The organism is Prosthecobacter sp. (assembly GCF_044222565.1).
Taxonomy (GTDB): Bacteria; Verrucomicrobiota; Verrucomicrobiia; order Verrucomicrobiales; family Verrucomicrobiaceae; genus Prosthecobacter.
In genome coordinates this window covers 139,818-166,475 of the sequence record NZ_JBGANA010000009.1, presented here as the reverse complement: position 1 = coordinate 166,475, position 26,658 = coordinate 139,818, and the positions used below count along the sequence as shown (strand labels likewise).

Genomic DNA, 26,658 nt, shown 5'->3' with positions numbered 1-26,658 from the left:
TATTCGATGGATCACTCCGCCAATCTTTCGCGATACACCTGCCGGGCGTGCTCATAGGCTGCGACGGCATCGGCTTGTTCTTTGGGGTCGATGAGGGCTTCTTTTTGGGACCAGCATTGATCGACGGATTTGAGGCACCATTCGAGGCTGGTTTTTTCGCGGATGGGCTTGTCATTCACGATGACGAAGATGGGATTCGTGTGGGAACTGGCGCGGATGCGGAGGGCGACCCAGGAGCTTTTTGAAATGGGGACGTCGAAGGTGATGTCGCGGGTGGTGCCGTCGGCAGGGAGGTTTTTCTGGGCGACGGAGACGCCGTTGACGATGACTTCGACGGGGACGTTTTGGGAAGTGCCTATGCGGGCGCGTTCGAGATCCCAGAAGGGTTTTTGGTCGACGGGGGCGGACTGTATTTCAGGATGGGGTTTGTCATCGAGGCGGGCGGCGACTTGGGCGGTGAGCTTGATGGTGGCGGGTTTGGCGAGTTTGAGTTCGCTGTTGTTCACGCCGAGTTCCTGATCGTTGGCTTTGAAGTCCATGAGATGGCTTTTGCCATCGCTGACATAGGCGCGGCCTGAGCGGATGCCTTCGCACCATGCGTCGTAGGTGAGGCGGCCGTCGAGCTTGACGTAGGCGCGGCCGAGGCCGACGCGCTCGCCGTAGATGCAGGGGAAGTCGGTCTCTCCGCTGATGCGAGTGCGGAAGCCGGCATTGAGGGTGTGGTACCAGATGTTCAGCTCCCACGTGTGCGGAGTGTCCACGGTGGAAAGAAAATCGACGGCGGGCACCGGTTTGCCGTCCGGGCCTTCGACCCTGTGGGTGACATCGACGATGTATTCGTTGGCGCCGATGCCGTTGAAGGGCGGGATGATGAAGTTGGGGAGTTCGTCGGTGGCGCTGGGGATGCCGAGCTTGTAGTTTTGTTTTCGGGCGGGATCGTTTTCGGCGAGAGGTTGCAGGCCCCAGCCGCTGTGCGCGGGGCCGCAGAGTGCACCTTGTTTTTTGGCCCACTTGAGAGTGTTGAGGCAAAGGGTGGGCCAGTGGGCGGTGCTGTCGCCGCCGGGGTACATTTGTTCCTTGAGTTTCAGCAGGCAGAGGTGGCCGCTTTTGTGAGAGCCGAAGCCGCTGACTTCCACATCGTAGCGGAGCAGGAAGGGGAAGCGGGATTCTTTGTCTTCGGTGCCGGTGAAGAATTGTTTCTGGTAATCGAAGCAGGGACCCCAGGTGAGATTGGCACCGATTTTCAAATCTTCGCCCATGCAATGGCGGGCCATGTCTGGCGCATGCACGCCCATGGTGGGGACGGAGTAGTGCGCGCAACCGGCGGCGTGGATGTGGTGATCACCGCTCCACCAGCCGAGCTTGCTGGGATCGATCCAGCGCTGGACCTGGAATTTGAGCGTGGTGTTTGCGCCGGTGATTTTCACGGTGCGCTGTTCGGGTACCGATTCGGGGCCGCGGCGGAAGGTGACGTCGTAGTCGCCGTCGGGGAGTTTTATTTTTTCGCCATCGCCGCGGTAGATCTGGGGGTGGAAGAAGAAGTCGGGGGCGATGCGTTTGATCTGGCTGGGGTAGATGCGCCCGGCGTGGTCTTTGATGAGGAGTTCGGCGAAGCAGGGCTTGTTGTTTTCGTCGGTGATGCTGAGTGTGACTTCACGCGCGGGCTGGCAATCGAAGAGGATGCTGGTTTCTGCACGGAAGCCGAGGTCCTGCGTGCCCTGGCCGGTGTCGAAGCTGAAGGTGGCTTCACGTTTGCCGGGCTCGCTGCTGTAGAGCTGGATGATGCGGTACTCGAGGCCGAGGCCGCTGAGCGTGGGCTGCAGCGGCGGGGAGTCGAACATGTGCATGTCCAGCCAGCGGGCAGCGAGCGGAGGCTGGCCGGGATCGCGGGGCTGGGCGTGTGGTGCGACGGGTGGGGAGCCTTTGACGTACACTTCCCTCGCCTGCGGGCTGGTGGCGGCGAGCTTGGCGGTGACACCGGCTTCGTTTTCGACGCGGACGAGGTACTGGCGCCAGCCGGATTCATCGAGGGTGGGTTTGGCGGTGCCGCGCTCGACTTTGACGCGTTGTTCAGGTGTGATGGTGACGTGGAAGAGGGTGTGAGAGTCGAGGACGGCTTGCGCTTTGGCGATGGACGCGACGTCGTGGGCCTGGATGCAGGCGTGGAGGGTGGAGAGCTCTGCGGGAGTGAAGGGAGAGCCGAGGAAGGCGGTGGCATCGATGAGACGCTGAGTCGCGGCGAAGAAGGGCTGGGGAGGGACTTCGGCGGCGTGGGCGGTGACAGCGGAGTTTGCGAGGGATCCGCAGAACAGGAATGCAGCCAACCGGAGTGAGGTCTTCATGGCGTTACAAACGCGCTGTGTGGCGGGCGGCTTGCGGGTCAGATGGTTTGCGGAGGTCTTGTGTCACCGCTACGCGGTTCCGCGTGCTCACAGATTTGTCGCGTGCGGTTACCCGTGGGTTTCACCCACGGCTACGGTTGTGACAGCCCTGCGGGCTTGGGTGTGGGTGAGAGCGCAAGCGATGGGCATCAACGTCAGCGCCGAGGGTCCAGAAGGCTGTCATGGGCGGGATGCCGCGATGCGTTTCTTGAGTTCCTGGATGCCTGAGGTCACCTGCTCGGTGCTGCGGACGGCGGTTGGATTTGCCGTGTGTTCTTGAAGTCGCTCGTCGAGCAATGCCGCAATCTCGGGGGTGATGGTGCCATCACGCGAAACGTCGTGACAGAGATCAGACAGAAGCCGCAGTTTTTGATCCACGGTGAGCGCACTGATGGCGGGAGAGTTTCCAGGATCATGGAGAAAAGAGGCTCGCGGCAGGGTGATTGGCAACGGCTTCTTCGTGGTTTAGCGCGAGGAGGATGGAAGGATGTCTGGCTGGCTGTCTTGGGACGCTCGAAAGCGGCGCTGAAGCGCCGCACTCCGGGGACGCTGTTGCGGCTTTTTACACCACCACCAGCACGATGGCGCTCATCATCAGCAACGCTCCGGCGAGGCGCCAGCGCATGACGATGGGGCCGAGGTGCTGCTCGGCGTTTTTGAACCAGTGGCCGATCATCCATACAAGGGCAACGCTGAGGAGACCACGGGAGGCATACACGATGTTGGCGGAGGTGGCCTTGCCGTAGATGGCGAGGGTGCTGACGAAGATGATGCTCTGAGTGCCGAGGAGCACTGCGCCGCCAGCGAGCCAGGGCCAGGCCTGAGGGCGGATGGCGCTCAGAGGTGCGGAGAAGCGAAAGATGAGGCCGAAGGAGAGGAGCGCATTGATCCAGAAAATGCAGGGAAGAAGGCGACCGGCACCTCCCCACGCGGGACCCCACTTTTGCACGAGGACGTCAAACACGGCGAAGGCGATGGCACCGATGCCTCCAGCAATGAAGGTGATCAACAGGTGGCGCGGGGGCTGGCCGGCGTCTTTACGATTGAGGAAGGTGATGCCGAGGACGCTGAGGAAGGCGGCGATCCAGAGCTTAAGGCTGACGGATTCGCCAATGAGGATGGGGGTGAAGAAGGCGACGAGGATGACCTTCAAACCAAAGACGGGCACCGCGACGGAGACGTCCCCTTTTTCCAAAGCGAGGAACTGGGAGAGCTGGCCGATGAAGAGGCACATGGCAATGACGCCGGGCTGCCAGAGCATTTCTTTTTCCACCGGGGGGCCGCCGAGAAGCCAGAGGAGGGAGAAGAGGCCGGCGACGATCAAATTTGCGACAAACGTGGTGCGCCAGAGGCCGACGCCGAGATCGCTGGAGCGCTTTAGCACGAGGGCGCCGAAGGCATACAGGAGGGCGGCGACGAGCGGGAAAAGCGTGGTGGCGAAGGCTGGGGACACGCAGGCATTAACCACGCAGTGGAGGGCTGGGCAAGGGGAGGAATGACGAATGCGGGATGACGAGCCGGGCGACGCGAGACAAATGAACAAATTGAGCCCTGAGGGTGCGCGAAGCAAAACAATGCCGAAAGGGCCGGAAAGCAGGACTTATTGACATTCGGCCTCCGGTATTTCGATGGACATCAGCCGTTACTTGCAGGGTGAGCGGTGCTCGCTAAGCAAATAATCCCCTCCAACCTATTTTCCATGAGCGCTACTTTTCCCGAACAATCCGTCGCCGTACTTTTCAGTGGTGGTGACGCGCCCGGCATGAACGCCTTTCTGCGTGCCATTGTGCGCCTGGGCCTGAACCGTGAAAAAATCGCCGTGCTGGGTATTCGGGACGGCTATCGCGGCCTGGTGCGCACTGCACGGGCGGTGAATGATGATCCGGAAGCGATGGTGAAGCTGAAGAACGACATCGCCACCCACACGGGGCGCGCGGGGCTGATCTCGGAGCAGTTGCACGTGATCCAGATGGACCACGCGAGCGTGAGCGGCATCATGGGCAAAGGCGGCACGATCCTCGGTTCCGCCCGCTGCCTGGAATTTCATGAGAAAAAGGTGCGAGACAGTGTGATCAAGCTGCTGAAGGGCCTGAATGTGCGGGCACTGGTGGTGGTGGGCGGCGACGGCTCGCTGACGGGCGCGCGGCTTCTGGCGGAGGAGAGCGACCTGCGCGTGATCGGCATCCCGGCCACGATCGACAATGATCTGCAGTTTACAGACATGGCGCTGGGAGTGGACACCGCGGTGAACACGCTGGTGTGGGCGGTGGACCACTTCATCGACACAGCACGCAGCCACCGCCGCGTGATGGTGCTGGAAACGATGGGCCGTGCGAGCGGTGACCTGGCACGCATGGCGGGCCTGGCCTCTGGCGCGGAAATGATCATCACACCGGAGTCGGGCGCGCTGAACGAAGAAGCGATGAAGAAGCTGGCGGCGAAGATCGAAGGTGCGATGACGCGCGGCCGCGGCCATGCAATCGTGCTGGTGGCGGAGGGTGTGGAATTTGACCCGCCGCAGAAACGCAACCGCGCCTATGTGCTGATGGATGCCTTCCAGCAGTACTTCCAGCGCGCCGGAGCCCCCTTCCCTGATCTGGAGGTGCGTCCTTCCGTGCTGGGCCATCTGCAACGTGGCGGCCACACGACTCCGCAGGACTGCCTGCTGGCGGCACGTTTTGCCGACTGTGCATGGAACACCATTCAGAAAACGGACGGCAGCAGTGGCATCACGGCGCTGCGGAAGAACGTCATTGAGATCGTGCCTTACGGCGAGCCTGACATGCCTGAGCGTGCGGCCTTCTCACGGGAGATGGAGCAGCTGCATGATGATCTGAGCTCGTGGTAGGCGAGCGGGCGCGAATCAATTTTTCACCCAGCGGGCCATCCATTTTACCGTCTTGTCCCACATCTCGGGGAGATAGACGTGGCCGACGTCGGGGTAGATTTGGTTTTCGAAATGCGATGCGGTGTCACTGCCGTGAAGGGCATAAATTTGGCTGACGATGGCGCCGATGTGGCGCACGCCGTCCGTGGGTGAGCCGCTGTCTTGATCTCCGGTCATGAAGAGCATGGGGCGGGGTGCGGCGAGGGCGATGACGGCTTCGGTATCGAAGTGCTTGAGCATGCCGGGGACGAAGTAGTAGATGCCGTGCGCTTTGAGCATGCCGGCGCGGATGAGCTCTTCGTAGCGCGTCATGCAGCCGACGCAGACGGCGGCGCGGGGGCGATCATCGAGCGCCATGATCCACCAGCTGCGGGTGGATCCCATGCTGATGCCGGTGACGCCGATGCGCGAGGCATCGACTTCGGGACGGGAGCAGAGGTAGTCGAGGGCGGTGAGGTCATCACGCAGAATCATGCCCCAGAGGGTGCGCCCCGCCCAGAGGTGGAATTTGGCGGCGGTCATCTCGCCATTGCCGCCTTTCTGCTGCGGGCCGTCGGGGCCGCGGCCGTTGCGCTCGCCAAAGCACGGAGCGTCGATGCCGAGGACGATATAACCGGCCTCTGCCAGGGCGGGGCCCGCGGCTATGGGGGTGGCGTTGGTTTGCAGCAGCTCCTGTTTGCCGATGTCGTACTGGCCTCCGTGCCAGTGGCAGTAGAGGATGGCGGGGGCTTTGCTTTGGGGTGTGGCGGTCTTGGGGAGGAAGACGTAGCCTTTGACGATTTCGCCGGCGCCGTTGTCGAACTGGATTGTTTCCAGGGTGTAGGCGCCTTTGTCTTCGCGGCTGATGATTTGAAAGGCGGAGACGGGTGGGCGTGGGGGGAGATCGCCGAGGAGTTCGCCGAGCCTGGCGCGGATTTCTGCGCGCTGCTGCCGCCATGTGCCGAGGGAGGATGGCACCTGCAGGGGTGGTGCGATTTTGGTTTTGGCAAGCCAGGCCTCGGCGGCGGGGTTGGGTTCGGCGGCGTACATAGGGGCGAGCAGGAGAATGAGGCAGACCGTGATCGTGCGCATGCGCTGGTTGTATCAGGACAGGAAATTTCACGCAACAAGGACGGCTGCCTTTCGTTCACACCGTCCCATGAAACCTACCACATTGCTCACCCTGACCCTCGCTCTGGCTGCTTTTGGCGCACGCGCCGAGGACAAGCCGCTCCTCGCCATCCCCGGCAAGGTCATCTATGAAAACAAACTCAGCGATGGTGCAGGCGCGCCATGGAAAGCGGCCAAAGGCGAATGGAAACCGGCGGATGGCGTCCTGCGCGGCTCTGAGCTCGAGGCGGACAAGCATGGCGCGGTGACACGGCTGCCGAACAAGCTGACGGATTTCGTGATCGAGTATGAATTCAAGTTTTCCGGTGCCAAGGCGACGAGCCTTTCCATCAATGCGATCAAGGACCACATGGCGCGGATCATGATCACGCCGAAGTCGGTGGCGATTCAGCGCGATGACAATGACCACGAAGGGCCGGACAAGGCGGTGGTGTTTGCACGCTTCCCTGCGGAGCTGGGCGAGGGCTGGCACAAGGTGCGGCTGGAGATGGTGGGAGACAAGATGCTGGGCAAGGTGGATGATCTGGTGGCCTGGGGCGCCAACGAGCTGTTCCTGAAGGAGAAGGCTTCACCGGGATTTACCGTGAGCGGCCAGTCGGTGGACTTCCGCAATTTCAGCCTGAAAGAGGCGACGCTGAATCCGGCCTGGGAGGAAGTGAAGGGCACGCTGCCGAAGCCTGGTGAAAAGGTGGCGGCTGCCGCAAGGCCCGCAGCAGCGAAAGGTGCCGCGAAGAAGAAGGCGGAGTAAGGGCGGGGAATTGACTTTGCCATGCGTCCTCGTTAAAAAGGGCGCATGGCATTTCCCATTCGCTCTCCTCGTGATCTCGTCGGCGGCATCGCCGTGTTTGGCCGCATCCTGGATAAAATCCGGCTCAACGCCAAGGAGGGCAAACTGCCCGAGGGTTATCACCTGGGCTACATGGCGGGGAACCGCACGTTTGATGAACGTGTGTGCAAATTTCTCGGCGTGGATTTCAATGAACTTTCCGCACGTACGCTGGAAGGGGGCACGGATGAAGAGATCCTGGAATGGTGCTGCCTGAATGGCAACCGGCCCACAGCGGAGCAGATCGAAATCTGGAACGGTTTCATGCACAAACGTGGCTGGCGCGATGCGGCGACGGAAGGTTTCATCAAGCAGCGTGCGGAAGCGGGGTTGGGCCACCGTGAGGACCTGGTGACTTTCTTTGACATGATGGATGTCGAAGAAGGACGTGCACCGTGATCAAAGCCCGCGGGGGGCCATGGAGTAGAGACCCATGGTGACATCATACGCATCCTGCATGGCCATGCGCTTGAGCTCGTGGCCTGCCCCCCAGGAGTCGGTGAAGAGGATCTGGTTCTTGGCGAGATTGTAGCCGATGACCATGCGCATGTGGCCGCCGCTGACCTGCCCACCACTCGGCAGCGGCGGATCCTCGGGTTTCTCGCCAAGGGACAGTCCCCACAGAAGCGGAACGCCTTTGTCCGTGTATTCCTTCACGATGGAGGCGAACTCTTTTTCTGACACGCGGCGCTTGCGATTGGCGGCGTAGTAAAGCTCAGGATTTACCAGGGGCTTGAAGGTGACCTTGAAGGCGCCGTCGATTTTAGCGAGGCTCTTTTGCATCGTCATGATGCTGGCGCCGCTCTCGGCATCGACACTGACGAGCTTGGCCATCTCATGCTGATCACAGGGAATGCGCATGTATTCGAACAAGCGCTGGCAGCTGGCGGCGACGCAGTAGCCTTTCTGACCCTGGTCCACCATCGGAACGCCGGAGATGTAAACATCCCCTGTGGGAGTCTTTTTAACGCGCTGGGCCAATTCCATGCGCTGCACGCCGACGGCCATCTTGCCCATGCTCCAGTCGGCCTGGGTCGGGGAGGCGAGTTTCAGGCGCAGGAACTCGGGCTTGGTCACCTTGCCTGGAGTGTTGTACTCGTTGTATTCGAGAAGGGCGATGCCCGCGGGAGAAGTCCAGTTCCAGCCGGTGGTGGGCAGCGCCGCATTGGAGGACAGGGTCTGGCGCTTGGGAGCCACCTTCATGACCTGGCTGAGATTCTGGCCGATGACCTTGAAAATGCGGTCGAACTCCTTCACTTCGATGTCGCCGGAGTCGCCGCGATTGTAGAAGGAGATGGTGGCGCGCGCGGCCTTGCCATTGACGAATTCGAGGATGGCCTCTTCAACTTTGACGGAGCCGCCGAACATGGTGAGATTGGTTTCTACGTTGCTGAACATGTGGCGGGAGAAGCGCGCGCGATCTTTGGCGCTGCTGACCCATTCGAACTGCGGGGGCTTCTGCTGCTTCTCCTGGTCTTCAAGCTTGAGGACGTAGTTGTTTTCGAAGTCGGCGGCCGACCATTGCCAGAGGGAGGCGAAGTTTAACAAGTTGTCGAGGTTGGCGGAGAGTTCGGGCAGCTTGCGTTCCTGGGCTTGTATTTGTCCTGACAACAAGGTCAAGAACAGGACACAAGAAGAGAAAGCAATGCGGAGCATGGTGAAAATTTTACTACTTAGCAGCTGTGTGAGTCAATCATTTCGCTCCAACTACTGTTGAAGGGTACATGATCAGGATCCCTGCTACAATCCCAGTTCCTCCCGCACCTGGGCGTTGTTCATGAGGATATTTAAGGCGGACGTGGCGGAGCCTGCGGCTTTTTTGGCCTTGGTCACAAGATCGACATAGCGTGCACCGGAACGGACCGGATTGAGGATGGCGCTGCGGATCACATCGCCATAATCGGTGACGGCATCGACGTAGGGCCAGACACGTTGATCGAGGATAGGGCGGAGGCTGCGCAGCTTGTTGAGGCTGGTGCCGACTTCATCGGGCTTCAGGCTGGACATGGCTGTGACGACGTCGTTGTCGATGGAGTTCACGATGGCCTGGGCGCTGCTTTGCGCGGCCTCGATGGAACCGCCGAGTGAGAGGGTGCGAGCAGACCTGCCCTGGGCATGCAGGAGTAGGTATTTGGCGGAATAACAATCAGGTGCCACGAACAGCAGCGCCTGCAGGCGGGCAGCGGCATGCTGGGTGCGCAGGAGCGGCATGATCTGCTTGGGATCACGCAGCATGACAGTGCGCATGGCATCGAAGTCGGCGAGTGCGAGCTTCAAGCCTTCTGAGCGTTCCGGACTGGCGAGGGCCATGGCATCGTCAAAGGTCTTGATGCCAAACACGGTGATGCCCAGAAGTGGGGCGGGGCCGTCCAGCAGGAGCAGATCGGCAACGGCACGCTCGTTCTTGGCAGGCACGGCGACCATTTTGCAGCTGCCATTGGTGGCACCGCGAATTTTGGCGCGCACGCCGCCGATGGGTTGCACGCTGCCATCGGCATTGAGATCTCCTGTGACGGCGAATGCGGGGTCCCATTTTTTGCCGGTGAGTGCAGACTCGACGAGCAGGGCGCAGGCGACAGCGGCGGAGGGTCCGTCTTTTTCGATGTATTTGTCTTCGAAACCGATCTGGAGGGAGTAGCCCACCGGCCAGACATCGTGGCGCAGTTGAGAGAGCTTGCTGACTTCATTGAGGGCGCGCCGCATGCTGCCGCCGACGTCCTGGTTGAACTCCAGCCAGCTCTCCTGAGTGCCACGGTTTGGCAATGCGGTGAGGGTCATTTTGGTGACGTGACCTGATTCCTCGCCGTTCGCGAGCGGGGAGATGAGGAGGCCATTGACCTGGGTGAGGCGGAGCTTGAAGGCGGCGGTGGTTTGACGGGCTGGTGGGGATAATGGCGAAGAGGGCTGGAATTCCACTTTGGAGGCTGCAGGCATTTTTGGCTCTGTCCGGGCAGATTCCGAGGGCGGAGCACTAGCAGGCAAGCCTGTGGGAATCTCGGAGGCAGGTCTGCCGGTGCCATTCGAGGCAACGGCAGCCAGTGGCTTGTAGAGACTGAGGAAATACCGGGGCTGTGTTGGACTCGCGCTCATCGAAGCGAAGAAATCAGGGCTTTGCCATGAGTGCGAAGAACCTTTGTGAAAGGTGGGCGAGACCTTGTGCGTCATCACAAAGGCTTCATCGAGCTGGGCGATGAACTCCGGCGCCACATCCCATTCATTTTCCTGCCTTGGAAAGATGATATTGATACGGCTGGCGCGGTTGTCTTTCCACTCAACTCGCATGGATACCGGCGAGCGGCTGCCTTTGAGCATGGAAAAACTCAGTTTGTAGGCACTAATCGAATCGGGATTGAAAACGTGGGAAGACTCGGCGGTGCCACTGTCCAAAAAGTAGGGTTTGCGGCCCGGAATTTTTTCCAATGCCTTCAGTTTCTTTTCGAACTCCTCGCGTGACATTGACAGAGGCTTCTTCCAATCGATGAGGTCATCAAGGTTGATTAGGAGATCTAGAGTGCTTGCCGGGGGGGATGCAGGTTTGGGCATGGTAGAGACCGAACTCTCAGAAACGGAGCCGCTGGGTTTTGCGGCAGCAGGTGTCACGCCGGCTTTCTTCGGATGAACCACCACAAAAAAGATGGTGTCACCCTGAGCGAGCGTAAATGTAGCGCTCGCGCTGTAGTGCTCGCTATCCCATGTATAGCCTTTGGAATTGCGGGAAAAGGGCGGAGCACCCAAGGCCTCGCCAATGCTGGCAAGCAAGGATGGTGCGGCTTCGGTCTCGCCTTTCTGAGCCGTGTATCTGACAGCCACATAAGAGATCTGTCCGTCAGCCCACATCACGCGGACGGATTGTGGCTCAACCTCATTGCTGCAGAAGATTGAGTATTTGAGTTTGTGGGTTTCTCGGTACGACGAATTGAAAAGCTGGGATGGTTGCGAGAACTGGCTGGATGCGTCCAAGGCGAACCATTTTTTACCTGTTGTGGGACCGATTTTGTCGAGTTTCGCTTCCAACTCTTCGGCATTCATCACGCACGGTTTCTTCCATTCAAAAACCGCATCGAAGTCGATTTCAAAATGATCCGATGCGGCAATCGCGGAAGAACTGCCAGAGCTTTTTCCTTGTTCCTTGCATGCGGGCATGAGCGCCGAGGCGAGCAGCAGAATGGCGAAAGACACCGAGGGAAAAACTCTCATGCGTGCGTCTTAGCAGCAAGGTCTGACTTATGTCAATTTCCTTGCGTGGTTGTTTCATAGCCATGTCGCGGTCCTTTGGACAACTCTCCTGCCCCGATAGACAGCGCCTACGCGATTGGTTTGTGACAATGGCCGGAACTGAAGTAACCAGCACCAAATGCAGGGGCTTGGGATGGACAGCGACGACTGAAATCCACGAGAATGCCACCGCGCTTCTCTCAGCACCACGGTGGCGTGGTCTATGAAGACGACGGCACGATCCACACGTTAAAAACGCCTGTTCCACTCGAACCATTGGGGCCGAATTGATACACTTCAAACATCTGAACGAGGTAGTTGCGATGGATCCATTGCTGCCCTGTCACGGGGGCATGCCCACCGCCAACTTCCTGCTGGTAGGGTTTGGGAGCAGTGTCGCCCGTAAGCTTACCCAGTTCAGCCTTGAGCTTGGTGATTTCAGCCGGACTGGCCTTCTTGCCATTGGTACCCGTGTGATCGCCGATTTGAAATCCTATACCTGTGGCTTTGTCTCCATCAAAGGATGCGGATATTCCCTGCACCCGGACTTCTCCACCAAACAAAGACAGCCTGCCACTTCCTGAAGAGCTTCCCGCCGTATCGCCGATGCTTAGATTCAGTTTTCCGCTGGGGGACATTCTCGTGCTGTAGGCCCGATCGGATTTCTTTTTCGAAGCAGCAGTGGCAATCTCTTTGAACTTATCAGGGGTGAGGCTCCATGGGCTATCCCAGTCGATCAGGGCATCCAAACCGGCTTTGGAAGTGCCGGGTTGTGCATAAACTACAGGAGAAGCCACCCAGAAAGTGGTGGCCAAAGCAAGGAAACAAAGAATTCGCTTCATGAAGAGCTAAATACTCGATTCTCAAAAGGGGCGTCAATGCTTTCGCTCCTTTAACTTTGCCGCCGTGGCTTTTTCAACGAGAGACCGAAGAAACGACCGGGGCTGACGTCAGCACACCTTGCAGGGGCTTGGGATACACGCCGAGGATGAGGATGGCGAGGGCGAGGGCGCCAGCGACGGATTTGGCGGCGGTGGAGAAGGTCAGGACGGGGACGTCGGTGCCTTCGGTGGTGTACATCGCGAGGATGGTCTTGAAGTAGTAGTAGAAGCCGGCGGCGGCGGCGATGACGGCACAACTGAGGGCACCCCAGTAGCCGTGGTCGGCGAGGCCGATGAAGACGAAGAGCTTGCCAAGGAAACCGGCGGTGAGGGGCAGGCCGGCGAGGGAGGCGAAGGAGATGGTCATCAGCAGCGCGATGAACGGGTTGCGCTTGGCGAGGCCGGTGAAGTCCTTGATTTCTTCGCCAAGGCCGTTGGCGCGCATGAGGCCGAGGCCGAGGAAGCCGAGGACGGTCATGGGCAGGTAAGTGGCAAGGTAGAAGGCGACGATGCCGCCGGACGAAAGATCAAAGCGGGCGCTCTCGCGGCTGGCGAGCGCGAGGAGGAGGTAACCGGCGTGGCTGATGCTGGAGTAGGCGAGCAGACGCTTCACGCTGGTCTGGAACATGGCGGGCAGGCTGCCGAGCAGGACGGTGAGCGAACCCACGACGAGCAGCAGCGCCTGGACCTCCGTGGCAATCACTGAACCCTGGGCCAGGAAGGCATCCAGCGCACGGGTCAGGACGACGAAGCCAGCGGCTTTGGAGCCGACGGAGAGGAAGGCGGTGACGGGAGTAGGTGCGCCCTGATATACGTCCGGAACCCACATGTGGAAGGGGGCGGCGGCGACTTTGAAGCCGAGGCCGCAGAGCAGCATGGCGGCACCAAAGAGGGCGGCGGTTTTGCTGGTGGCAGGGTTGGCGAGCGCCTTGGCGATGCCGTCGAAGCTCATCGTGCCGGTGGCACCGTAGGTCCAGGCGATGCCATAAACCAAGATGCCGGTGGAGAGAGCGCCAAGGATGAGGTATTTCACGCCAGCTTCCAGGCTGAAGGAACTCTTGCGGGCGAAGGCGACAAGAACGTAGAAAGAGACGGTGACTAGCTCGAGGGAAACGAAGACGGTGACGAGATCGCGGGCGGAGGCCATCCACATCATGCCTGAGCAGACGATGAGCGGTAGGCTGAACATTTCGGCGAGCTTGCCATCGACGGTGAAGCGCGAGAGGTAGGGTGCGCATTCCAGCGTGAGCCAGAGCACGAGGATGGTGATGACGAGCGAGAAGCCTTTGTAGAAGATCGCGAGATTGTCGAGCTGATGCCAGGGCTGAATGAAGCCGGGCAGGCTGGCAGTGTCATGGGGCACAAAACTGAACAGCACCAGAGCGAGCACAGCGCCGGCAATGGCGGTGAGGCCGAGGGTGCGGCGGGAAATGTCAGGCTTGAAGGCTTCGACCAGCAGCAGTGCGAGTCCGAGGATGGCGAGGCCGGCTTCGATGGTGAAAACGCTCATGGCAGGACTACAGCGCGGATTTCATGAGGTTGAGCAGCAGCCAGGGGCAGCAGCCGGTGACAAGCAGCGTGGTGGCGAGCAGAATGAAGGGCACGCGCTGGGAGAGCGCGGGATCGATCATGAAAAGACCGGTGGCCGGGGAGCCGTGAAAGATGCTGCGATAGGCACGCAGCATGTAAACGGCGGACATGACCACACCCCAAAGCGCGAGAATGACGGTCCAGTGGAGATTCGTCAAACCGGCGGGATTGAGATCGGTGAAGCTGCCAAGGAAGACCATCACTTCGCCAGCGAAGTTGGTGAGGCCCGGAAGGCCGATGGAGGCAAAGGCGCCAAAGGCAAACAAGACGGTGAAGGAGGGTGCGTGATTGGCGAGGCCGCCGAGCTTGTTGTACTCCAGAGTGCCGAGCTGATTGCGCATACGACCGCAGAGTCCGAACAGAAGGGCAATGGAGATGCCGTGGGCGAACATGAGGATGACCGCACCTTTCAGGGCGATCTCGCTGCCAGCGGCAATGGCGAGGAAGATGTAGCCCATGTGCATGACGCTGGAGTTTGCGAGGGTGTCATCCAGGCGGCTGGCATGGATGGTGACCAGGCCCATGACGAGGATGTTGCCGAGGAGCATCAGCAGAAGGGCATTCTGGACCCACTCCACATGGACGCCGTGCGGGAGCAGTGGAAGCGCGATGCGGATGAGGCCGTAGAGACCGAATTTTTTCAACACGCCGGAGTGCAGCATGGCCACGGGTGTGGGAGCGGTGGCATACGCAGGGGCGGCCCAGCTATGGAAAGGAAAGAGACTGACGAGTGAACCGAAGCCGAGCAGAAGCACAAAGAAGATCTGCGCCTGCTTGGCATCTGGCAGGGGGGCCTGGGCGGCCTGGTTGCGCAGGGCGATGAGATCGAAGGTGAGCTTGGAGCCGCCGCTGAACTCGAGCACCAGCCAGGCCAGGCCGGCGAGCAGCACGAGGCTGCCTGCACCGAGGTAGATAGTGGCCTTCCAAGCGACGGCCTTGCGCTGGGCGGGCTCTGCACGGCCGTGAAGCGCGATCATGAGGAAGGTGGGGATCAGCGCGAGCTCGTGAAAGGCGTAGATGAAGAAGACGTCCGTGGTGAGGAAGGCGCCCAGAGCGCCGCCGCCGATGAGCAGCGAAGAAACGTAGAAGATCGTTGGGCGGTCCTCAATCTGCCAGAGGGCGGCCAGCATGACCAGGGTGGTGAGAAGGGCCAGAATCAGCGCCATGCCGTCCGCACCCACGGCGAAGCTGAGGGAGGGATTATCGAGGATGGGGCGCGAAGAGGTGAAGGCGAGGCCGGATTTATCCAGGCCGGTCTTTCCCATGTAGGACACCGCCGTGAAGAGCACGAGGATGAGATTGATGAAGGTGGCGCCGAGGGAGGCGGCGCGGGCAGGCGCACCGAGCCAGACCGCCAGAGCGGCCAGCAGCGGTAGTGCGATGATTATTTCAAGAACGCTCATTCAGTTTCTCCATCAATGGCCCAGATGGGGCAGCACAAACACGACAAGATAAATCACAGCAATGACACCGCCGCCCAGAAGGAAGGTGTAACCCTGCAGGTGGCCGCCCTGAAGCATGCGGGTGGCGGCGCCGAGACGGGCGGTGATGGCTGCGGGAAGGCGGGCGATGAGACCATCGACAAACACGCGCTCCAAGGCGGTGACGATCCACGCAAGGCGATCCTGGCAAATGCGGACGATGACGGTGTAAATCTCGTCGAAGTAGAACTTGTTGGCGAAGAGCTTGATATTGACGGGATCTTTGTCCTTGCCGCGGTAGAGATAGATGGCACCGCCGGCGCCGATGAGGAAGGCCAGGATGGAGGCAGCCAGCACCGTCTGGTGCGGCTTTTCATGCTCGGGCACATAGGCCTGCAGCGCCGAGGTGATGGGACCCCAGGCAGAAAAGATGGACAAAAATGCCAGCAGAACCAGCGGCAAAAGCATGATGACCGGCACCTCGGTGGCGTGGTGCGCCGAGTCGGTGCGGGGCTTTCCAAAGAAGGCCACGATGAGGAGGCGCATCATGTAGAAGGAGGTCAGCACGGCAGTGAGCGTGGCCGCGTGAAAGAGAATGCTGCAACCGCTGTCATAGGCTGCGCCGAGGATGGCCTCCTTGCTCCAGAAGCCGCTGGTGATCCATGGCAGACCCATCAAAGCCAGGGTGCCGATGGCAAAGGTCCAGAAGGTGATGGGCATGTGCTTGCGGAGGCCGCCCATCTTCCAGATGTCCTGCTCGTGATGGCAGGCGTAAATGACGGCACCGGAGCCGAGGAACAGCATGGCCTTGAAGAAGGCATGCGTGTAGAGATGGAACATGGCCGGATGGCCGGGATGCGCACCAGCGATGGGATGATGGTTCTGAACGTGCATGGCCACGGCACCGACGGCCATGACCATGTAGCCGAGCTGGGAAAGGGTGGAGTAAGCCAGAACGCGCTTGATGTCATTCTGCTGCGTGGCCATGAGGGCTGCTAGCAAAGCGGTGAAGCAGCCGATGCCGGCGATGATTTCTGCAGCAAGAGGGGAGGCCTCAATGAGGAAACTGACACGCACCAGCATGTAAACACCGGCGGCGACCATGGTGGCGGCGTGGATGAGGGCGGAAACGGGAGTGGGGCCTTCCATGGCGTCTGGAAGCCAGACGTGCAGCGGGAACATGGCGGACTTGCCGACCGCACCCATGAAGATGCACAGTGCAGCGGCGGTGATGATGCCCGGATTTGCTTTCTTCACGTCAAACAACGGCCCGCCCTGCTCAAAGGCATCGCGCAGATTTTCAAACGACACATCCCCCTTATTAAAGCCAAAGAGCAGCAGGATGCCGATCATGAAACCGAAGTCACCGATGCGGTTGGTGAGGAAGGCTTTTTTGCAGGCCTCAGCGGCGCTGGGCTTTTGATACCAGTGGCCGATGAGCAGGTAGGAACTCAGACCGACAAGCTCCCAGAAGATGAACATCATGATCAGGTTGCCCGCGAGGACGATGCCGGTCATGGAGAACATGAAAAGGGAGAGCGCACCAAAGAAGCGGGGCTTTGCCTCATCATCCTTCATGTAACCGAGCGAGAAGATGTGCACCAGCATGCCGATAAAGCTGACGATGAACATCATGCCGCGGCTCTGCTTGTCGATCATGACATCGATGTTGGCATGGACAGAGCCGAAATCGATGAAGGGCAGGAGGGGCTTGATACCATTGCCATCATCCGAAGCTGCGAGGAAGACAAGGCAGGCAAGGAAGGAGATGATGGAGGAACCGACCGAGATGAGCACGGCGGCCCCTTTGAGCTGGCGATGGCCCAGAAGAATGAGAAGCGCCGAGAACAGGGGCAGCAGAAGGGGAATGCTGGCGGGCATATCGGCGCGTTATCCTTGAAGTTTGGTGACGGACTCCACATCCACGCTCTGCTTGGAGCGGAAGAGAGCCACGATGATGGCGAGGCCCACGGCCACTTCAGCAGCAGCCACGGTGATGGTAAAAAAGACGAGCGACTGCGCCGTGTAATCCGGCAGGCCATTGACGAGATGAAAGCGGGAAAAGCCCACGAGCGCGAGATTGGCGGCGCTGAGCATCATCTCCAGGCACATATAGACGATGATGATGTTTCTGCGGGCGATGACGCCGGCAAGGCCAAGAGAAAACAGCATGCCGCTGACGACGAGGTAGTGGCCGAGGGTGATCATGGGGCGCTCCTTTCGCGTTTGCTGAGGACGACGACACCGATGGTGCCGACGAGCAGCAGCAGGCCGATGACCTGAAGGTGGAAACCGTACTGATCAAAGAGGGTGAAGCCGATGAGCTTGGCGTCCGGCAGTTCGCCCGCCTTGAGGTCATTGGTGATGGTGGGCAGCTGGGAGGCCCTGCCGAGTTTTCCGGCGGAATCTGCCAGTGCCAGCGAAGCGTCCTTCGAACTCTTCCCCGCGATCTCAGTGCTGCCACAGACCGTGACAATCTGCAGGGTGAGCAGGACAGCCAGCAGGATTCCGGAGACGATGGCCGGGAAATTCAGTTTCTTGCCCTCCTCCGTCTTGATGTCCAAAAGCATGATGATGAAGAGGAAAAGCACCATCACCGCGCCTGCATAGACGAGAATCTGGATGACGCCGATGAAGTAGGCATCCAGGCTGAGGAAGAGCGCTGCCAGACCAACGAAGGAGGCGGCGAGAGCGAGGGCACAGGTGACGGGATTGCGCCCGGTGACGACCAAGAAGCCGAAGCCCAGGGTGATCAGTGCAAAGAGATAGAACAGAAGCGGGGGCATTATTACTTGAGCTCGTTCCACTTGTTCACCAGCCCGACCCGCTGGCCGCCGATTTCATAGAGGCGCTTTTTGTTGTGCACCATCTCCTGGCGTGAAAGGCCGGTGATGGCGTAGTCCTTGCGCAGGAAAATGGCCTGCTCCGGGCAGACCTCCTCGCACATGCCGCAGTAGATGCAGCGAATCATGTCGATGTCGAATTCCTTGGGGCGCTTCTCGACCTTGGCCCAGGGGTCGTCGCTGGGAATCTCCCCGGGGATGATCTTGATGGCCTTGGGAGGGCAGATGAATTCGCAGAGCTGGCAGCTCACACAGCGCTCGCGGTCCTGCTCGTCGGTGACGAGAGCGGGAGCGCCGCGGTAGTGCTCGGGCAGGTGTTCGTCCCACTTCTGCTCCGGGTATTCCATGGTCACCTTGGGCTTGCCGCCGGCGATCTGGCGAAAGGTCTTGATGCCGTGGCCGATCGTGATTTTCAGTCCCTTGAGCAACGTGGAAATGAACCAGCGCTCATGCCAGGCAAGCTTGGGACGTTGTACAATGATAGTGGCCATGAATTAGCAGGGAAGCACAGGGGAGTCGGATTTGATTATCCGAACGTCACGCAACGCAGCAACCGCTATTTGTGAAAAATTTCACAAGGCCGGGCCGAAATCGTCAAAATCGACCCCTCCACCCCTAGCCCCCTGAGGGACGCTGCTTCCACAATCAGGCGGCCAGCCACTACACAGCAGACCTAAGGAGCGGCTTTGGCAGAGGACTTTTTCGCCGGCTTCTTGAATCCTGCCTTGGTGTATTCCACCATTCCTGCAAACGTGCCCTCTCCGATGCCGGAGACACTGAGCACATCCGTAACTCCTGCAAAGGGACGGGCTTTTTTGATGGCTGCCGCACGGACCTCCCCAATGCCGGGGACGTCCATGAGCGCCGCATCATCGCCTTCGTTCAGCAGGTTGAGCAGCTGGGCCTTCTGAGCGTCGGTCATGGTTTTGGCCACCGCCTCCACCTTGGCAGACGGCTTGGCAGGTGCTTTCGATTTCGGGGCGGTTTGCGCCACAGAGAGGCCGCAACTCAAGACGAGAACGACGAGAAGGCTGATGAAGAATTTCATGACGTCCGGTTTGTAAACCACCTTGGGATAGTATTGAAAAATCGGGGGTGATGGCGAGTAAAAATGAGGCGGCACCTAAATTATTTAGCGGCGGGTACAGCAGCAGACGCCTAAACGCTCGACATTTTGGAAAGTTCCCGTCACATTCAGGGAATGAAGCTCCTCCCCAACCTGGGCATCTCCATCGTGCTGATGTCCTCCACTCTGCAGGCCCAAACCGCAGCGCCTGCAATGCATACGTGGACGAGCACCGACGGACGCAAGATCGAGGCGGCCTTTGTGGCGCTGGAGGCAGAAGGAGTGAAGATCCGCATGGCCAATGGCAGCACTTTTTCAGTGCCGCTGAGCCGTTTGTCGGCCGAGGATCAGGCTTTTGCCAAAAGCCAGGGGGCCGCCGGCGCGGATGCCCAAGCGGCCGCCGTGGGCAGCGGAGCCCCTGCCGTCAGCAAAACCTGGCCCCGCAGCGTGGCTCTGGAAGACAAGCCTGTGGTGACCGTGGTGAAGGAAGACGCGGAGGCCAAGGAGTTCGTGTACCGCTCTCCGCACTATGAATTTCAGTGCGACTCCAAGCTGGGCGCGAATGTGGTGCGGGAGTTTGGCCGCATGTTTGAGGCCACCTGGCTGATCAACAGTGTGCTGCCCATGGACTTCCAGCCGAAGCCTGAGCCGCTGCGCAATTACTTTCTGGCACGCCTGTTCACAGAAAAAGAGGACTACATGAGCGCAGGGGGCATGCAAGGCTCCGCCGGCGTGTATTCCCGGGGAAAGAAGGCGCTGATGGTGCCGCTTTCCAGCCTGGGGGTGACGATGGTGGGCAGCCGTGTGTCTTTGGCCCAGGGCAATGACCAGTCCAATGCCACGCTGATCCATGAGATCACCCACCAGATGATGAACTATTGGCTGAACAAGCTGCCCACCTGGTACATCGAGGGCTCTGCCGATTACGTGAGCCTGCTGGACTACAACAGCAGCGGGCGCTTCAGCCTGATCGGCCTGAACCGGCGGCTGCAGGGGTACACCAAGCGGAAATACTCCCCAGGGCCAGGAGACACCTATGGAATGATCGATTTGGAGGAACTGATGACGATCGAAGGCGATCGCTGGGCCGCCGCTCTGGGCGACGGCGGACCGGCCACGGCAAACTATGGTTCGGCCTGCCTGCTGACCTATTACTTTTACCATATCGACGGCAAGGGGGACGCCGCGAATCTGATCGCGTACCTGCGTCAGGTGCAGGAGGCGAAAACAAAGGAGGAAAAGGACGCCGCCGTGAAAGCGCACCTGCTGCGGGAACGCAGCTATGCCCAGCTGAGCGAAGAGGTGAAAAAGGGTCTGCGCAAAGAAGGGGTGGATGTGAGCTTCTTTCCGCCGGGGAAGAACAAGCCTGTCTCGGGGGCGAACTGAGTTTCGAATGAACACATAGGGCAGTCAGGGTGTCCAGGAGTTCCATAAAAGGAGTTAGAATTCTTATGGCGTTTCTAATTCATCTCGATTAGAATAGTTCCACCCAGAAATGACCAGCTCAGATCGCATTCGCATCTTGATCGTCGAAAACGAGGGCCTTGTCGGCTGCGACATGGCTACGACCCTCGGCAAGCTGGGGTATGTGGTGGCGGCGATTTGTGCCTCCGGGGAGGAGGCGCTGGAGCGTTTTGAAGAGCTCCGTCCTGATCTGGTGCTCATGGATGTGCATCTGGCGGGACAGCTGGATGGCATCGAAACGGCGCGCGCCCTTCAACGGCGCAGCCGCGTGGCGATCGTGTATGTGACCGCCTGCGCCGATCTGGACACGGTGGCGCGTGCACGGCAGACGCACCCGCACGGCTACCTGCTCAAGCCTTTCAATCATGACGAGCTGCGCCTGGCGGTGGAAGTGGCTGCGCAAAGGCATTTTGAAGAGAATGAGCGTCAGCGCCGTGAGCAGAGTTATTTTGAGGCGTTTCAAAGCCTCGCGGATGGCGTGATCGCGGCGGACCTGTCCGGAGGAGTGGTGTTCATGAACCCTTCGGCTGCGCGTGCCACGGGCTGGAATGCGCAGGAGGCCGTGGGCCGCTCCTTGAACGAAGTCTTTCGCATCTACCAGAGCACTGGTGAGCCTGCGGAGATTCTGCCGGTGGAGGCGCCAGCACAAACGACCGAGCGCACGGTTTTTCTCACCACGCAGGCAGGAGCACGCGTGCCGATCCAGGATCGCACGGCGCCGCTGCGGGATGCGCAGGGCAATCTGACCGGCCTCATCATCCTTTTCCGCGCCTCCGTGGTGCAGGCGCCGGCGGAGCCGATGGTGCCGAACCGCAGCACCGCGCCGCTGGTGGATGTGGTGGAAAGCATTTCAGACCCGCTCTTCGCGCTCGATGGCCGCTGGCGTGTGACGTATGCCAATGCGAGCGCACTGCGACTGTTTGACCGCAGCCTGCAGAACATGCTGGGGCTTTCCCTCTGGGACATCATGCCGACCGCGACCCGCGAGCTGCACCACGAGGCCTTTGCTCATGCGATGCTGCACCGCGAGACGGTGAACCGGGAAATCTATCTGGACGAAAAACAGATCTGGCTGGAGATGCGTGGCTATCCTTTCGGGGAAGGTCTGCTGCTGCTGGTGCAGGATGTGACGGCGCGGCGCGAGGAGGCAGAGCGGCGCAACCGCATTGACCGTCTTGAATCGCTGGGCCTGCTGGCGCGTGGTTTTGCCCATGATTTCAACAACCTGCTGACCGTGCTGCTGGGCAACATCTCGCTCGCGGAGATGCGCCTGCGCAATGCCATCACGCTTCCGGAGCTGCACACGGCCAAGCAGGCGACGTTGCAGGCGCAGAACCTGGTGCAGCAGCTGCTGACGTTTGCACGGGGCGGTGCGCCGATCAAAACGCAGATCCGTCTGGGCGACCTGATCGAGACTTTCTTCACGCATCACACGAGGGCCAACCGCGTGGAATACCGCATCGAAGTGCAGCCTGGGCTGCCGCAGATTGCGATCGATGGGGCGCAGATCCGCCGGCTGCTGAGCAATCTGATCCGCAATGCCGAACAGGCGCAGCCGAACGGGGGAGAGATCACCGTGCGCTGCTTTGCACCTGACCACGCCGAGATGTTTCCTGGGGAGATGGTCACGGACACAAACTTCCAGCCTTCCGGCCTGGCCATTGAAGTGGAGGACAAGGGCGAAGGCATCCCGACAGAACACCTGCCGCACATTTTTGAACCGTACTTCAGCACCCGCAAAGCAGACAACGCCACCGGCCTTGGCCTGACGGTCTGTGAGTCCATCGCCAAAGCGCATGGAGGATCGCTGACCGTGAGCTCTGAACAGGGCAAGGGCACGACGGTGCGCTTCTACCTGCCGCTGGATTCTGACGGTGAGGAGGCGGACGCCTTTGGCCTGAGCAAGGTGTTTGATGCGCCGCCAGAACTGGCCGCGGCGAATCCACGCATCCTGGTGCTGGAAGACGATCCGCTGGTGCGCTCCTTGATCGTGCGCAATCTCACCAGCAACGGCTTCGACGTGGCGGAAAGCGCCGAGGGCAGTGAGACGGTGCGTCTGTATCAGGAAGGCATGACGCAGGGGCGTCCGTTTGATCTCGTCATTCTCGACCTCAGCATTCCCAATGGCATGGGCGGCGTGAGGACGATGGAAAAGCTGCGAACCATGGACCCGGAGGTGTTTGCCATCGTATCCAGCGGCTATTCGGATGATCCTGTGATGGCGAATCCGGCTTCCTATGGTTTTGCCGCGGTGCTGCCCAAGCCTTATGAGCCGGCGGACATGCTGCGACTGGTGCGCAACATCCTGGCCACGCGCGGGATCCGCCGTACGCCTTGAACCACGGACCGGGCCGGACATGCGTTGACAAGCAAGGGGTGGTTTGAGAAAGAACCACATGCGCGAGCAGGACCTTCTGGAGAAACTGAGCAAGATCGAGCGGCTGTATGCCGGTGCGGCGACGCCTGGAGAGAAGGAAGCCGCCGCGGATGCGATCATGCGCATCAAACGCCGGCTGGGTGAAGCCGCGAAGGTGGAACGACCGGTCGAATACAAGTTCACGCTTGCGGATGGATGGTCGAAGAAACTCTTCACCGCCCTGCTGCGACGCTACGAGCTGAGACCGTACCGCTATGCGCGACAGCGGCGGAACACGGTGATGGTGCGGGTGCCGCGCAGCTTTGTGGATGAAACGCTGTGGCCGGAGTTTCTGGAACTCAGCAAGGTGCTGCAAAGCTACCTGGATGAAGTGACGGAGCGCGTGATCTCTGGTGCCATCCATGCCACGGAGGACGAGGAGGAGGTTATCGCAGGCGAGTATTTGGAGTGAGGCCGAGGGATCGCGGGCAGGATTGCCCGCGCTACTTCCAGAGGATGCGGGCGGAATAGACGCTGTTGTCCGCGCCGTATTGGTTGTCGGGTTTGATGATGATGTCCGGCCCGTTCTTCTGCATCCATTCGGTGACGGTGACCCAGGTCTCGTTTTCGCTGACTTCACAGACGCCGAAATTTCCGAGGCGAGCGCCGCGCTCGGGCACCAGGATGCGCTCCGTCTCGCGCTTCACGGTGAGTGCGTCTTTGTCCACCTCCGCCATGAAGAGCGGTGCGCGATGACGGAAGACGTGGTCGTTATTGGCGCCTCGGCGAGTGTAAACGAGGTAGAGGTGGTCTTTGTGCGTGACCCAGTGCTGCTGGGTGTTGTAGTTCCCCAGATCTCCCCCGCCGCTCCAGTCCCAGCGTTTCGGCTCGCTGAAATGCAGGCCATCATCGCTGACGCAAACATATCCGGCGGTGTCGTTGCGAAGCGTCAGATAAAACTTCCCACCGCAGCGAATCAGGGACGGCTCGTAAACACCGCGCCCGGACTCCAGCGCCAGATCATTGCCCTGCTCAATGAAGCGCAGCATGCTGCCGTCAAAGCTGCAGCGCAGCACGGTGACGCGGTAGTATTTGTCTCCCTGGCGCTTGAAGTAGATGGGCAGCAGGATGTCGCCATTTTCCAGATCCACGCGCTGCACGCAGCCAGCGCCTGCATTGTGGAACTTGGAGTCGGCAGGCATAGGAAGCGCGGCCCATGGGGTCCAGACGGACTTCTGCGGATCGTACACGGAGAAGCAGGTCTCGCGCGCACGCTCGGCGATGACCTTGTTGTCACGATAACGCACGGTGTGGCCGATGCCCAGGAGCTTGCCGGATTTGGCATGCCACTTGGGGGTGAAGTCGCAGGCGGCGACGATGACGCCGTCTGGCTCTTCGCGGCGGCCGAGGGTGTCTGTGTTTTCAAAGGGCGGGGACCAAGTCTTGCCGGAGTCGGAGGTACTGAGGTGGTTCAGGGCATAAAACACATCGCTGCCGGTAAGCAGGAGCTTTTGCATGGTGAGCACGACCTGCGGCGGACTGCCGGGGATGGCGCCAGCGCGTGCATGCACCCAGCACATCTTGCCATCGTAGCCCTGGGTGACGGTTTCGAGCTTGAGCTCGTAGGGCTCGGCGGCTTGAAGAGCCGAAGCGAGGAGAAGGATGGAAGCGGGGAGACGAAGCATGCTGACTCAACGCGCCGCAGCGGCGGAGTCGTTCGGCTTTTGCGTGTCCCAGAGGAGCTTCATTGCGAGGACGCCGAGCCATGGGGCGAGGCCGGTGAGGGCGAGGCCCCAGTCATAGGTGTGAGTGGAATCCGCGATGATGCCGAAGAGTGAATGCAGCGGTGAGGTGATGACCCAAACCCACATGCTGAACAAACCGGTGAGACGGGAGACGTGCGAGGCGGAGAGCTCCTGCACGAAGCTGTAGTAGCAAGGGAACAAGGCCAGCGATGACGCGGCGACGACAAGCAAGACCGCCATGAGCAGCCAGCCTTTGGCCAGCAGCGGGATGAGCACCATGCAGGACACGCCGCAGGTCGCGAAGGTGAAGATGCGGCGCTTGGCGTGATGCACATCGATGCCGCCGCCTTTGACCAAACGCATGGAGATGACACCCGCGGCGATGCAGCCGAGATCTGTGGCGATGTAGTAAAACGAGATGAACTGAGCGGCCTGACCCTGATCATAGCCACGGGAGAGCAGGAAGAGCTTGAGCCACTGAAGGATCATGTGCCACGGTATCTGGATGCCGATGAGCAGAAGAGCGATGGCCCAAAAGCGGCGGCTCTGCAGCAGTGGCAGCAGCGGGCTTTGCGGTCCTGTCGATTCTGTGCTGGCAGATGTCGATGGCGGCTGGCGATAAGAGAGCAGCCAGAGGGCGATCCACACGACGCCGGACCATGCGACGACCTGGAAGGCATAACGCCAGCCGTCAGGATGATGCTGGGAGAGATACAGAACGACATGCGGTGTGATGATGGCCCCGATGGAGGCGCCGCTTTGCAGCACGCTGTTTCCCATCATGCGCTCTTCAGGACGCAGCAGATTGAAGGTGGTCTTTAAAGCACAAGGCCAGTGGCCTGCTTCAAAAAAGCCCAGCATGATCCGTGCTGCCATGAACTCTGAGTAGCTCGTGGCCCAGGAAGAAAACAGTCCTGCCAAGGACCAGCCGCCGAGCACCAGAGGATACAACCAGCGCAGGCTCCAGCGCTCGCAGAGAAACCCGAACAGCAAAGAGCCAGCGGCAAAGGCGAGGCCAAAGGTGGTGCCGAGATGGCCGTATTGCGCGTCGTTCATGCCAAACTCCGCCTTCACAGCGTCGGCCGCATTGGCAAGGGTCTGCCGGTCCATGTAATTAACGGTGGTGGCCAGGAGCAGGAGGCCGCAGAGGTACCATTTCCAGAGGGAGGAGCGGGGCGTGGGCATGGAGTTCAGTACGCAGGTAAAGGAGCGGTTTGAATGCCAATCATGGATGACGTTCGGTTAGCCGCACTATTCGCGGGTGTGACGGGATTGCGGTGCTCCCAGCAGCGTGCCATCAGGGATGCATTTCAGCCTCTGTCACCGCAGGACCGTGTTTCACATGGAACCAGTATTTCTGACGCAGGTTCTTCACGGGGAGAGGCCCCCAGTAGCGGGAGTCGAGACTGTTGCCCGAGTTGTCCCCCATGACGAACAGATGGTCTGGTGGCACGGTGACGCTGCCGCCCGAAGCAAGACTCACCTGCGGTAAATGGACGATGCCTTTGAGGTCGAAGTATTCACCCACCGGACGGCCATTGACTTGAAGAACATCGCCTTTGAACTGCAGGCGGTCACCGGGCAGCCCGATGACACGTTTGATGAAAATAGCCGGCGCCGGCAAACTCAAGTAGGGAGATTCAATCCCCGCAGTAGTGAAGGTAACCACGTCTCCCCGCCGCGGCAGTCCGCTGAGAATGGAAAAGCGCTCAGCGATGAGCTGGTCCCCTTTCGAGACGAACGTAGCCATGCCGTTGGTGGGCACGGAGTAGATTTTCACCATGCCGGTGGTGGCCAGTACGACCCAGATGACAAATAAGACTCCAGTGAGGACGCTCGTGCCGATGAGAATTGTATTAAACCATCGTTTCAT

At 60.1% G+C, this 26,658-nt stretch carries 23 protein-coding genes; 6 read left to right on the top strand and 17 right to left on the bottom strand.

Annotated elements, in window-relative coordinates:
• Positions 1 to 11: 11 nt before the first annotated feature.
• The 3 genes from ACILSR_RS15280 to ACILSR_RS15270 form a co-directional block, all read right to left on the bottom strand.
• Entirely contained in the window at positions 12 to 2,342 is a 2,331-nt protein-coding gene (locus ACILSR_RS15280; protein WP_395750652.1) for a CehA/McbA family metallohydrolase, read from the bottom strand.
• Between the two features lie 219 nt (positions 2,343 to 2,561).
• Positions 2,562 to 2,831: an addiction module protein gene (locus ACILSR_RS15275; RefSeq protein ID WP_395750651.1), complete on the bottom strand. Its 270-nt coding sequence runs from the start codon at positions 2,829 to 2,831 to the stop codon at positions 2,562 to 2,564.
• 112 nt (positions 2,832 to 2,943) lie between these two features.
• Positions 2,944 to 3,834, bottom strand: coding sequence for an EamA family transporter (locus ACILSR_RS15270; RefSeq protein WP_395750650.1), 891 nt, complete (start codon positions 3,832 to 3,834; stop codon positions 2,944 to 2,946).
• A 246-nt stretch (positions 3,835 to 4,080) separates the two neighbouring features.
• Between ACILSR_RS15270 and ACILSR_RS15265 the strand changes: the two genes are divergently transcribed.
• Positions 4,081 to 5,229, top strand: a complete 1,149-nt coding sequence (locus ACILSR_RS15265; protein WP_395750649.1) for a 6-phosphofructokinase — start codon at positions 4,081 to 4,083, stop codon at positions 5,227 to 5,229.
• A gap of 15 nt (positions 5,230 to 5,244) precedes the next feature.
• Here the strand turns inward: ACILSR_RS15265 and ACILSR_RS15260 are convergent, their stop codons facing one another.
• Positions 5,245 to 6,339: an alpha/beta hydrolase gene (locus ACILSR_RS15260; RefSeq protein WP_395750648.1), complete on the bottom strand. Its 1,095-nt coding sequence runs from the start codon at positions 6,337 to 6,339 to the stop codon at positions 5,245 to 5,247.
• A 67-nt stretch (positions 6,340 to 6,406) separates the two neighbouring features.
• Here ACILSR_RS15260 and ACILSR_RS15255 point away from each other — a divergent pair, with 67 nt between their 5' ends.
• Positions 6,407 to 7,126, top strand: a complete 720-nt coding sequence (locus ACILSR_RS15255) for a hypothetical protein (RefSeq protein ID WP_395750647.1) — start codon at positions 6,407 to 6,409, stop codon at positions 7,124 to 7,126.
• 45 nt (positions 7,127 to 7,171) lie between these two features.
• Positions 7,172 to 7,603, top strand: coding sequence for a DUF5069 domain-containing protein (locus ACILSR_RS15250; RefSeq protein WP_395750646.1), 432 nt, complete (start codon positions 7,172 to 7,174; stop codon positions 7,601 to 7,603).
• Here the strand turns inward: ACILSR_RS15250 and ACILSR_RS15245 are convergent, their stop codons facing one another.
• The 10 genes from ACILSR_RS15245 to ACILSR_RS15200 form a co-directional block, all read right to left on the bottom strand.
• On the bottom strand, positions 7,604 to 8,860 hold the full coding sequence (locus ACILSR_RS15245) for a hypothetical protein (protein ID WP_395750645.1): 1,257 nt from the start codon (positions 8,858 to 8,860) through the stop codon (positions 7,604 to 7,606).
• An 84-nt stretch (positions 8,861 to 8,944) separates the two neighbouring features.
• Positions 8,945 to 11,401 carry a S16 family serine protease gene (locus ACILSR_RS15240; RefSeq protein WP_395750644.1) on the bottom strand — a complete coding sequence of 819 codons (2,457 nt, stop codon included), beginning with the start codon at positions 11,399 to 11,401 and terminating at the stop codon, positions 8,945 to 8,947.
• Positions 11,402 to 11,640: 239 nt separating this feature from the next.
• Positions 11,641 to 12,261, bottom strand: coding sequence for a hypothetical protein (locus ACILSR_RS15235; RefSeq protein WP_395750643.1), 621 nt, complete (start codon positions 12,259 to 12,261; stop codon positions 11,641 to 11,643).
• Between the two features lie 73 nt (positions 12,262 to 12,334).
• The gene (locus tag ACILSR_RS15230; protein WP_395750642.1) at positions 12,335 to 13,810 is read right to left on the bottom strand and encodes an NADH-quinone oxidoreductase subunit N; all 1,476 of its coding nucleotides are present in this window, start codon (positions 13,808 to 13,810) and stop codon (positions 12,335 to 12,337) included.
• A gap of 7 nt (positions 13,811 to 13,817) precedes the next feature.
• Positions 13,818 to 15,293 (bottom strand): NuoM family protein, encoded by a 1,476-nt coding sequence (locus tag ACILSR_RS15225; protein WP_395750641.1) that lies wholly within the window; start codon positions 15,291 to 15,293, stop codon positions 13,818 to 13,820.
• A gap of 12 nt (positions 15,294 to 15,305) precedes the next feature.
• The gene (gene nuoL / locus ACILSR_RS15220) at positions 15,306 to 17,192 is read right to left on the bottom strand and encodes an NADH-quinone oxidoreductase subunit L (RefSeq protein ID WP_395750640.1); all 1,887 of its coding nucleotides are present in this window, start codon (positions 17,190 to 17,192) and stop codon (positions 15,306 to 15,308) included.
• A gap of 9 nt (positions 17,193 to 17,201) precedes the next feature.
• Positions 17,202 to 17,519, bottom strand: a complete 318-nt coding sequence (nuoK, locus tag ACILSR_RS15215; protein WP_294401205.1) for an NADH-quinone oxidoreductase subunit NuoK — start codon at positions 17,517 to 17,519, stop codon at positions 17,202 to 17,204.
• Positions 17,516 to 18,097, bottom strand: coding sequence for an NADH-quinone oxidoreductase subunit J (locus ACILSR_RS15210; RefSeq protein ID WP_395750639.1), 582 nt, complete (start codon positions 18,095 to 18,097; stop codon positions 17,516 to 17,518). Before ACILSR_RS15210 ends, nuoK begins: the two co-directional genes overlap by 4 nt.
• Before the next feature lie 2 nt (positions 18,098 to 18,099).
• Positions 18,100 to 18,645: a NuoI/complex I 23 kDa subunit family protein gene (locus ACILSR_RS15205; protein ID WP_395750638.1), complete on the bottom strand. Its 546-nt coding sequence runs from the start codon at positions 18,643 to 18,645 to the stop codon at positions 18,100 to 18,102.
• Between the two features lie 182 nt (positions 18,646 to 18,827).
• Complete coding sequence (locus ACILSR_RS15200; RefSeq protein ID WP_395750637.1) at positions 18,828 to 19,202, bottom strand: ComEA family DNA-binding protein; 375 nt, start codon at positions 19,200 to 19,202, stop codon at positions 18,828 to 18,830.
• Positions 19,203 to 19,355: 153 nt separating this feature from the next.
• Between ACILSR_RS15200 and ACILSR_RS15195 the strand changes: the two genes are divergently transcribed.
• From ACILSR_RS15195 to ACILSR_RS15185, 3 genes are all read left to right on the top strand, one after another.
• Positions 19,356 to 20,606 carry an SHD1 domain-containing protein gene (locus tag ACILSR_RS15195; protein WP_395750636.1) on the top strand — a complete coding sequence of 417 codons (1,251 nt, stop codon included), beginning with the start codon at positions 19,356 to 19,358 and terminating at the stop codon, positions 20,604 to 20,606.
• A 109-nt stretch (positions 20,607 to 20,715) separates the two neighbouring features.
• Positions 20,716 to 23,022, top strand: coding sequence for a response regulator (locus ACILSR_RS15190; RefSeq protein WP_395750635.1), 2,307 nt, complete (start codon positions 20,716 to 20,718; stop codon positions 23,020 to 23,022).
• Between the two features lie 58 nt (positions 23,023 to 23,080).
• Positions 23,081 to 23,512, top strand: a complete 432-nt coding sequence (locus ACILSR_RS15185) for a hypothetical protein (RefSeq protein ID WP_395750634.1) — start codon at positions 23,081 to 23,083, stop codon at positions 23,510 to 23,512.
• 31 nt (positions 23,513 to 23,543) lie between these two features.
• Here ACILSR_RS15185 and ACILSR_RS15180 read toward each other — a convergent pair whose 3' ends face one another.
• The 3 genes from ACILSR_RS15180 to lepB all read right to left on the bottom strand — a co-directional run bounded on the left by ACILSR_RS15180 (position 23,544) and on the right by lepB (position 26,658).
• Entirely contained in the window at positions 23,544 to 24,725 is a 1,182-nt protein-coding gene (locus ACILSR_RS15180; protein ID WP_395750633.1) for a sialidase family protein, read from the bottom strand.
• 6 nt (positions 24,726 to 24,731) lie between these two features.
• Positions 24,732 to 25,970 (bottom strand): MFS transporter, encoded by a 1,239-nt coding sequence (locus ACILSR_RS15175; protein ID WP_395750632.1) that lies wholly within the window; start codon positions 25,968 to 25,970, stop codon positions 24,732 to 24,734.
• A 112-nt stretch (positions 25,971 to 26,082) separates the two neighbouring features.
• A complete protein-coding gene (gene lepB, locus ACILSR_RS15170) occupies positions 26,083 to 26,658 on the bottom strand; it encodes a signal peptidase I (protein ID WP_395750631.1) in 576 nt (191 codons plus the stop codon).

Excerpts from the sequence above, each read along its gene's own strand:
- nuoK (WP_294401205.1), bottom strand. The coding sequence starts at position 17,519 with ATGATCACCCTCGGCCACTACCTCGTCGTCAGCGGCATGCTGTTTTCT.
- ACILSR_RS15200 (WP_395750637.1), bottom strand. The coding sequence starts at position 19,202 with ATGAAATTCTTCATCAGCCTTCTCGTCGTTCTCGTCTTGAGTTGCGGC.
- ACILSR_RS15180 (WP_395750633.1), bottom strand. The coding sequence starts at position 24,725 with ATGCTTCGTCTCCCCGCTTCCATCCTTCTCCTCGCTTCGGCTCTTCAA.
- ACILSR_RS15240 (WP_395750644.1), bottom strand. The coding sequence starts at position 11,401 with ATGAGAGTTTTTCCCTCGGTGTCTTTCGCCATTCTGCTGCTCGCCTCG.
- lepB (WP_395750631.1), bottom strand. The coding sequence starts at position 26,658 with ATGAAACGATGGTTTAATACAATTCTCATCGGCACGAGCGTCCTCACT.
- ACILSR_RS15250 (WP_395750646.1), top strand. The coding sequence starts at position 7,172 with ATGGCATTTCCCATTCGCTCTCCTCGTGATCTCGTCGGCGGCATCGCC.
- ACILSR_RS15190 (WP_395750635.1), top strand. The coding sequence starts at position 20,716 with ATGACCAGCTCAGATCGCATTCGCATCTTGATCGTCGAAAACGAGGGC.
- ACILSR_RS15235 (WP_395750643.1), bottom strand. The coding sequence starts at position 12,261 with ATGAAGCGAATTCTTTGTTTCCTTGCTTTGGCCACCACTTTCTGGGTG.
- ACILSR_RS15225 (WP_395750641.1), bottom strand. The coding sequence starts at position 15,293 with ATGAGCGTTCTTGAAATAATCATCGCACTACCGCTGCTGGCCGCTCTG.
- ACILSR_RS15265 (WP_395750649.1), top strand. The coding sequence starts at position 4,081 with ATGAGCGCTACTTTTCCCGAACAATCCGTCGCCGTACTTTTCAGTGGT.
- ACILSR_RS15280 (WP_395750652.1), bottom strand. The coding sequence starts at position 2,342 with ATGAAGACCTCACTCCGGTTGGCTGCATTCCTGTTCTGCGGATCCCTC.
- ACILSR_RS15210 (WP_395750639.1), bottom strand. The coding sequence starts at position 18,097 with ATGCCCCCGCTTCTGTTCTATCTCTTTGCACTGATCACCCTGGGCTTC.
- ACILSR_RS15230 (WP_395750642.1), bottom strand. The coding sequence starts at position 13,810 with ATGAGCGTTTTCACCATCGAAGCCGGCCTCGCCATCCTCGGACTCGCA.
- ACILSR_RS15260 (WP_395750648.1), bottom strand. The coding sequence starts at position 6,339 with ATGCGCACGATCACGGTCTGCCTCATTCTCCTGCTCGCCCCTATGTAC.
- ACILSR_RS15255 (WP_395750647.1), top strand. The coding sequence starts at position 6,407 with ATGAAACCTACCACATTGCTCACCCTGACCCTCGCTCTGGCTGCTTTT.
- ACILSR_RS15185 (WP_395750634.1), top strand. The coding sequence starts at position 23,081 with ATGCGCGAGCAGGACCTTCTGGAGAAACTGAGCAAGATCGAGCGGCTG.
- ACILSR_RS15245 (WP_395750645.1), bottom strand. The coding sequence starts at position 8,860 with ATGCTCCGCATTGCTTTCTCTTCTTGTGTCCTGTTCTTGACCTTGTTG.
- ACILSR_RS15205 (WP_395750638.1), bottom strand. The coding sequence starts at position 18,645 with ATGGCCACTATCATTGTACAACGTCCCAAGCTTGCCTGGCATGAGCGC.
- nuoL (WP_395750640.1), bottom strand. The coding sequence starts at position 17,192 with ATGCCCGCCAGCATTCCCCTTCTGCTGCCCCTGTTCTCGGCGCTTCTC.
- ACILSR_RS15175 (WP_395750632.1), bottom strand. The coding sequence starts at position 25,970 with ATGCCCACGCCCCGCTCCTCCCTCTGGAAATGGTACCTCTGCGGCCTC.
- ACILSR_RS15195 (WP_395750636.1), top strand. The coding sequence starts at position 19,356 with ATGAAGCTCCTCCCCAACCTGGGCATCTCCATCGTGCTGATGTCCTCC.